We start from the raw sequence: 7,959 nt of genomic DNA on the forward strand, positions 1-7,959 counted from the left end.
CGGTTCAGGAGGCGACCGGCCATCCCGACTCGGCCGAGGAGATGTACAAATATCTGGTCGCAGTGTCGCGTGAACCCGATCACGAGAAGATCCGCGCCTACAGCGACGGCAGCGTCGAGCACTTCAACTGGTTGGAAGACTTGGGTTTTCAGTTCGAGCGAAGCTTCTACCCAGGCAAGGTGGTCGTCCCGCCTGGCACCGAGGGCTTGAGCTACACCGGCAACGAAAAAGTATGGCCGTTCTGCGAGCAGGCCATTCCTTCGCCGCGCGGGCATTCCGTGCCGGTACCGGGCGAGCTGGGCGGTGCGTCGATGGTCATCGATCTGTTGGTCAAACGCGCCGACGAGCTGGGCGTGCAATTCCGATACGAGACCGGAGCAACCAACCTGATCCTGGACGCCGACGGCACCGTGGTCGGCGTTGCCTGGAAGCACTTTGGTGAAACCGGTGCGGTCAAAGCCAAGTCGGTCATCATCGCGGCCGGCGGGTTCGCGATGAATCCCGAGATGGTCGCCGAACACACTCCCGAGCTGGGCCAGCCGCGGCGCACCAAACATCACGGGCTGGTGGCGCCCTACATATTGGGTAACCCCAACGATGACGGGCTCGGCCTGCGGATGGGTGTATCGGCGGGCGGGGTCACCGAGAACATGAGCGAAAAGTTCATCACCGCGGCCGCCTATCCGCCCGAGGTGCTTCTGACGGGTGTGATCGTGAACAAAGAAGGCAAACGCTTCGTCGCCGAGGACTCCTATCATTCGCGCACATCGGCTTTCGTGTTGGAGCAGCCCGAGCAGACCGCGTACCTGATCGTCGACGAAGCACACACTGAGATGCCGGCAATGCCGCTGATCAAGTTCCTCGACGGCTACGAGACGATCGCCGAACTGGAGACCGCGCTCGGCATTCCCGCAGGCAACGTCGCGGCGACGCTGAAGCGCTACAACGAGTTTGCGGCAAACGGCGAGGACCCCATTTTCCACAAGCAAGCGGAATATCTTGCGCCGCAAACTAATGGACCGTGGGCGGTATTCGACCTGTCACTCGGAAGGGCGATGTACTCCGGATTCACCATGGGTGGTCTGGCGGTCACCGTCGACGGCCAGGTGCAGCGCGGCGACGACAGCGTCATACCGGGCCTCTACGCGGTCGGCGCGTGCGCGTCCAACATCGCCCAGGACGGCAAGGGATACGCCAGCGGTACGCAGCTCGGCGAGGGCTCGTTCTTCGGGCGCCGCGCCGGCGCGCACGCGGCGGGAAACGCCAGGCGAGCGTAGGCATTCGAATTCGTTGCGGCTATATCAATTTTCGGGGTACAACAGACGCCTGCCGAACATGATCGCTCGCCTGTCGGCATCCGAGAGGTCGGGATGCCAAATATCGAAGATGAGTACCAACCGCGTTCCGGTGCCTTTGTGCCAAATTTCATGTTCAAACGAATCATCGAAGATGATCACTTTGTTTTCAACCCAGGTTCGGGTCTCTCGCCCCACTCGAATGGCGCAGCCTGGAGGAACCTTGAGTCCGAGGTGGCAACGCAGACGAGCGTTGTTTGGACCACAATGCGCCGAGATATGTGTCCCGCCGGTAACGGCGGCACAAGAAACCAGCCCTGCGCTGTCAACGCCTGGTATCCGGGCTATCGCAGCCGTGGTGACCGGCGCTAAGTCCCATCCGGCCTCGTTTCGGACGCCTTCGGAATATAGGCGATGCGAGGTCCAGGATCCCGCATTCGCCAGCCCGCGATCAACCTCTTGATGAACGAGTGCGAAGACGTTACGCGTGAAGAGATCCGACATCTCGGCCGCAATTCTCGGTGCTTGTGCCTCAAGGGCCGGCACCCAATCGAATCGCGATGGATCGTGCCAGGCGCGGGCTTCCAGTCCGGGATACAAGTTCAAGGGCTGTTGAAGCGGATCGGGCGGCGTTACTGGCTTGCCAAATCCGGTCCGCAAACCGGCCTCGACGAGTGCGGCTGCCCGGATGTCATCATCGTTCGACGAAAAGTGTTGTCGTACTTGTGCGCTGATGAATGCAATTCGATCGTACCCGGAATCAACCGTTTGCTCGGACATGTCGACTCCTATTAAGTCGGGCCAAAGCTCAGGCCCGCCACAGCGGGCGCGGCAAAGTTAGGTTACTCCACGTCGCCGGCGTCGGTGCTGGCATTATCGTCACCAATCCGAGGTGCTGTCGATGCATTCGGAACCTCCTTCGGTGGCCAACTCACGTGCCGAGTTGCTGGCTGCACAGGTAGTAATACAAGCCCTCGAGCGCCATTAACTCGTCATGTGTGCCACGTTCGACGATTCGGCCCTTCTCGAGCACTATGATGACGTCGGCGTCGCGCACGGTACTGAGCCGATGTGCGATCACAAACGATGTGCGCCCCTCGAGTAGTTGATCGAGATTCTGTTTCACCGCCCGTTCTGATTCGGTGTCGAGCGCGCTGGTGGCTTCATCGAAGACGAGCACCGGGGGACGGTGATAAACCGCCCGCGCAATCGCTATCCGTTGACGCTGCCCGCCGGACAGCAAAAGGCCGGATTCGCCGATCCGGGTTTGGTAACCCAAGGGCAGGCGCTCGACGAACTCCGCGGCGTTGGCCGCGCGCGCCGCCCATAACACCCGCTCGGGATCAGGCTGCTCAGTGCCAAAAGCGATGTTCTCCGCGATCGTCGCGTCGAACATGTGATTCTCTTGCAGCACGACGCCGATGTGGCGACGGAGATCGCGCAGGTTCAGGCTGGTCAACTCCTGACCGTCGTAGAGGATTGTTCCCCCGGTCGGTTCGAGCAGTCCGCACAGGCACTTGACGAGCGTGGTTTTGCCCGACCCACTCCGGCCGACGATGCCAACCCTGGAGCCGGGCCGCACTTCGAAATCGATCGCGTCGAGCACTCTTGTTTGAGCCGGCCCGGGATACTGGAAACTCAAGTCCTGGAACTGAATATGGCCTGAAATGTCTTTCACTGGCGCCAAAGCCGAATGATCCGCACCCTGCTCGGGCGTCCGCTCGAGTACATCGTTGAGGCGACCGAGCAGAACCACCATCTGCTGCAGCATGTCCCACGACAAAACGACCATCACCAGGGGCTGATTGCTGAGCAGCACCAAAGCGTTGAAGGAGATCAACCCTCCGACGGTGAGCTGTTGGTGTAATACCTGCAGTGCGCCGAGCCACAAAAAAAGAGCCAGCGACAAAAAAGAGATCAGCTGGACTGCGCCGTTGTACAGCATGAGGACGACATCGGCCCGGTAAATCTTGTCGGAAAGATCGTCGAACTCGTTGAGCATTGTCCGGCGCAGCGATTCCTCGGCACCCATGGCCTTTACGGTCTCGATACCCCTGATCGAGTCGATTTGTCGCGACTGGTATTTGCCCCAGCACTCCTCGAGGCCCTCGTAAGCCGGCAGCAGGCGAGCCTGCGCATACCACATCAGGATCCCGTACAGCGGGAGCGCGCTGAGCAGGTACACGAGCGTCAGACGCCAACTGAAAACGCACATGACGGCGATGGCGACCACAACCTGAGTGATCGCGGTAAGGCACGCTACGGCCCGATTGATCGAGATCTCGCGCACCAACTGCAAGCCGCTGAGCCGCCGCCCGATGTCGCCGATGCGCCGGGCCCGGAAGTAGGCCATCGGCAGTGCGAGCAACACCTGGGAAAGGGTGTTCAGCGAAGCCCGGTCCACACGCACCGCGATGCGGCTGATCAACAGCCTCTGAACGATCGTGACCACGACGGATAAGAACAGCGCGCCGAACATGGCCAGCACCAGCCCGCTGAGCAGCCCGATGTCGTGTAGGTGGATCACCTTGTCGACGATGACCTTGCTCAACACCGGGATGAGCATCGACCCGGCGGCCGATAGGAACGCCAGCGCTAACGCCACATGCAGCGTGCGCCGATACGGCTTGAAGAATTGGAGATACCAGCTGACCGGCGAATGCTGCTCGGGGACGTCCATCAAGGCTTCGGTGGGCGCGATCAAGGCCGCGAAGCCCGACCAATTCGCCTCTAGTTCGGCTCGCTCCAACCGGCGACGGCCGCGCGCCGGGTCCACCACCCACGCGTGCCGCGCATCAATGTGAAAGAGGACGACCCAGTGGTTATTCGTCAAATGCATCATCGCCGGCAGCGGCATCGAGTCCAGTCGATCCTCGGATACCTTTGCCGCGGACACCTTGAAGCCGAGTGCCTCCGCACCTTGGCTGATGCCCGACAGGCTGGTGCCGTCGACTGAGGTGTGAACGACCTCCCGCACGTGCGCCAACGACACCTTGCGGCCGTAGTACCTGCAGATCATCGCCAGAGACGTGGCACCGGCCTCGGTGGAATCGTTCTGCAGAATCAAAGGAAAGCGGCGAATACGTTTGCGGTGCCGGACGAAGTCGTCGAACCGTTCGATTTCGTCCGCCGCCGGGGACGGGTACGAGGTCGCGTCCGCACGAGGCTGCTCGTCGCTCAGAACATCGTGTCCGGCCGCACCCGCCGGCAGCAACTCGTCAGCGAAATCCGGCGGGACCTGTGCCAAGCGGCGGTACTCGGACGCGGCGACGCGCTGCTCGAAGCCTTCGCGAAGCTTCGGGTATTGGGCAGCCAGCGCGGCGAACAGATCCGGCTCCAGCGCCCACAACTCGCAATCTGTGACCGCCTCGACGCTGACAGCGCGAGCCGTACCACGCAGCAATGACACCTCGCCAAAGAAATCGCCGGGATGTAGCTCCGTCGGCTGTTCGCGGGTGCCGTCGCCATCCGGATGACCCCGTAGCCGGCCATGGCGGATGACGTACATCGGGCCGGCCGGGTCGCCCTGGCGGATGACCAGCTCGCCGGCGCTGACCGCCTTGGGGATCAGCCCGCCCAGCAGCGCCCGCATTCCGTCGGGGGGAAGATCTTCGAACGCGGCGTATCGGCAAAAGAAATCGCGCAGCTCGCGGCGCCGCAGGTCGAGTTGAACGTAGCGGCTCACCTCCGGCTCGGTGTGGACCAATGCCTGGAATTTCCCACGGTCCAGCCGCAGCACCTGCACCGGGCTGGAAGCACGCACGGTGGCCGTACGCTGACACTCGGGATCCAGGAGCGACCGTTCGCCGAACATGTCGCCGGAGCACAGCACGTTGAGCGGTAAATCGTTGCCGTGCTCATCGGCCTTAATCACCTGCGCGGTTCCGGACTGAATGACGAACATTGCATCAGCGCGATCGCCTTCGGCGACTATCACCTCGCCGAGGCCGAAGCTCACCGGAGTAAACGACGCCTCCACCAGTTGACGAACATCTGCCGGCATCAATTCCAACAATGGGGCCCGTCGCAGGTTCGGCGGGGCGGTTGGAGTGAGCGGGCGATCAGAGACGGTCATAGCGGTTCACGTGCGCGTCGGCGCCGGCGGGCGGCGCGCCCGCTATCTCTTCGCGGAGATGCACCATGTCCTCCCGGATCCGTGTCCGCGCGTACTCGGCAAACTTTCTCGCCGCCATCCATTGATCTGGACGTCTCGCGGCAAGAGCCAGTTTACGAATTCGTCAACGATCAGCAATCGACGGTGACCTCTTCGGCGATCAGCACATTGTGCCAGCCGCGCACGTACTCGGCGGTTTCTTGCAGAAATATTTCACATCCCCGACATTTGTCGTAGCGCGCACCTCTCGGCAAACGCGAGCGTAGACTACGCGCGACCAGAGGCACCGTTCGACGGACCGCCACAACCTCAGATCGTCGACGCCCGTAACAGGCGTTTCACTCGGGAGGGAATGCGCAGGGTGACGGGGATGTGGGCGGTGGTCAAGCAAGGTCCTTCCGTCCGGCGGCGTCGGGTGCCGATGCCCGAGCCGCGACCGGGAGAGCTACTCATCCGGGTCGTAGTGGCGGGTGTATGCCGCACCGATGTCTACGTCGCTCAGGGAAGGTTGTCGTCTGCCGACCCCCTGATTCTCGGGCACGAGTTGGCAGGCGTCGTCGCCGAGGCCGGTCGGGGCGATCATGGGTTTGCCGCAGGAGACCGGGTTGCCGTGATGCCAGCCATCCCCTGCGGAAGGTGTCTGCGATGCACCGGCGGCATGCCAGAATGCTGCCCACACCACGAATTTCTCGGAGTTGGCCGGCACGGAGCCTTCGCGGAGTACATGGCGGTGCCGGCTCAGGTGGTGCATCATCTGCCCCAGATGCTGTCCTTCAGGGAAGGCGCCTACACCGAACCCGTGTGTGCCTCACTTGCAGTGCTGAAAGCCCAAATCCGTCCGGGAGATCGCGGCTTGGTGTTCGGAGACAACCGGATTGCGGAGCTGACCCGGCGAGTGCTTCGGGTGGCCGGTTTCCCCGCGATCGAGAAGGGCCGAACGGACCCCTCGGCGCCGCTGGAGTCCGATGCCTACGACTTCGTCATCGAAACCCAACCCATCGAGCCGGCCTTCGACGACATCATCCGGATCTTGCGTCCCGGCGGCCGGATCATTCTCAAGAGCCGACCCCCTGCCCCCGTGGCGATCGACCTTGCGGCGGCGGTGCGGAAGGAGGTGACATTCGAAGCGGTGTCCTACGCGACTTTCGCTGAATCCCTCGATTTCCTGACTCGCCACGACGTCGCCGACCTCTTCGGGGAGGTTCACCCGTTGGAGGACTTCGCTACCGTGCTCGCCACTGACGACGTCGGCGAGGACCTCAAGAGATTTCTGGCTCCCGATCCTGCCGATGCCGAGTGGGCACCGCCGCGACTTACGAAGAACGGGGGCCGGCCCACCATCGCCGACCGACCGGCGCTGTCGGCGCCCTCGCCTTGCTCTGGGTGAGACACATCTCGGTTACTGCGCCTCCGTGAACTGGGCGGGGCGAGAAGCACTTCGCGGCGTCGAGAAAGCTGAACTGGCGCACAGCTTCCAGGCCCATGACGCTTTCGACGTTGGCGCCGCCAATCACAACGAACGTTAACCGTAAGGCCTGCTTGACCCTCGACGCCAGCGCCAGAGAGGCAATCTGCGGCTGAAATACCCTGAGAAAGAACAGGATTCGCGGATGTCGACGCACCACTCGTTAACTGTGCTGTCGGCCTTTCGCTCAGGATAGCTCGCCGGCCGGCCGATCGCCGGGCAATCGAGCAAGGACGCCAGGAGCCGCCTAGGGATGAAGAGAACCGCCGTCTGCCGACCGATCCGCCGCCAAGGACCTCGGATCATCCGTAGTCTATTGGCCACGAAAGTGTGTTGACCCACCAATGATGACCCGGGACCCTGGATCGGACGACCATCTCGGTTCCAGGAGACGCGGCGCGACTCGCAGGAATACGTGGCATGAATATCTTGGGAATCAGCGGCTTTGAGAATTCGATGCCGTTCAAGCGAGCTCATTGGCCCTCCCTCGACGAACGCGAGTATCGGATCTCCCAGGGCCATGACGCTGCGGCCGCTCTGGTGGTCGACGGCGACGTGGTCGCCGCCGCAGCTGAAGAGCGGTTCAATCGGGAGAAGCACAGTGCGCGGTTCCCGCTCCGGGCAATCGAGTACTGCCTCGCTGAGGCGGGTCTTGCGCTCGAGGATGTCGATGAACTGGCGCACGGGTTTGACTACCAACCCTTCCGACAACTCTTCTCGCTCGACCCGGTTGCCTCGGAGTTGTACCGCGAAGTCTATTCCCGTGAAGCACTTCTGAAGCTCGCCGAGCGGGATCTCGCCGGCTTTCCCGCGGACCGCGTTCATCACGTCGGCCATCACCTGGCCCACGCGGCGAGTGCATTTTTCACGTCCGGGTTCGACGAATGCCTGGTCGTCGTCATCGACGGAATGGGTGAAGTCGTCAGCGCGACCGTGTACCGGGGGAATGCAGGACGCCTGGAGAAACTTCACGAGATCTCGGCAGCCCACTCGATCGGGATCCTGTATTCACTCGTGACGCTGCACCTCGGTTTCAATTTCGGCGCCGACGAATACAAGATCATGGGATTGGCGCCGTATGGCGA

The 7,959-nt window shown here is 62.3% G+C and carries 6 protein-coding genes and 1 pseudogene; 4 read left to right on the top strand and 3 right to left on the bottom strand.

Annotation, left to right across the window (positions count from 1 at the left end; all coding sequences use genetic code 11):
* The coding region (locus tag WAN02_RS14730) for an FAD-binding protein (protein ID WP_422264941.1) at window positions 1–1,277 on the top strand (1,277 nt) is incomplete at its 5' end.
* Window positions 1,278–1,301: 24 nt separating this feature from the next.
* Here the strand turns inward: WAN02_RS14730 and WAN02_RS14735 are convergent.
* The 3 genes from WAN02_RS14735 to WAN02_RS14745 all read right to left on the bottom strand — a co-directional run bounded on the left by WAN02_RS14735 (window position 1,302) and on the right by WAN02_RS14745 (window position 5,488).
* Entirely contained in the window at window positions 1,302–2,075 is a 774-nt protein-coding gene (locus WAN02_RS14735) for an aspartyl/asparaginyl beta-hydroxylase domain-containing protein (protein ID WP_422264942.1), read from the bottom strand.
* Window positions 2,076–2,226: 151 nt separating this feature from the next.
* A complete protein-coding gene (locus WAN02_RS14740; RefSeq protein ID WP_422264944.1) occupies window positions 2,227–5,298 on the bottom strand; it encodes a peptidase domain-containing ABC transporter in 3,072 nt (1,023 codons plus the stop codon).
* A 58-nt stretch (window positions 5,299–5,356) separates the two neighbouring features.
* Complete coding sequence (locus WAN02_RS14745; protein ID WP_422264945.1) at window positions 5,357–5,488, bottom strand: hypothetical protein; 132 nt, start codon at window positions 5,486–5,488, stop codon at window positions 5,357–5,359.
* A gap of 342 nt (window positions 5,489–5,830) precedes the next feature.
* Between WAN02_RS14745 and WAN02_RS14750 the strand changes: the two are divergent.
* From WAN02_RS14750 to WAN02_RS14760, 3 genes and pseudogenes are all read left to right on the top strand, one after another.
* Window positions 5,831–6,109, top strand: a pseudogene (locus WAN02_RS14750) (alcohol dehydrogenase catalytic domain-containing protein); the annotation flags it as partial.
* Between the two features lie 24 nt (window positions 6,110–6,133).
* Window positions 6,134–6,796 carry a hypothetical protein gene (locus WAN02_RS14755; protein WP_422264947.1) on the top strand — a complete coding sequence of 221 codons (663 nt, stop codon included), beginning with the start codon at window positions 6,134–6,136 and terminating at the stop codon, window positions 6,794–6,796.
* Window positions 6,797–7,294: 498 nt separating this feature from the next.
* A partial coding sequence (locus WAN02_RS14760) for a carbamoyltransferase N-terminal domain-containing protein (protein WP_422264946.1) occupies window positions 7,295–7,959 on the top strand: 665 nt, incomplete at its 3' end.

The organism is Mycobacterium sp. (genome assembly GCF_049281135.1).
Taxonomy (GTDB): Bacteria; Actinomycetota; Actinomycetes; order Mycobacteriales; family Mycobacteriaceae; genus Mycobacterium.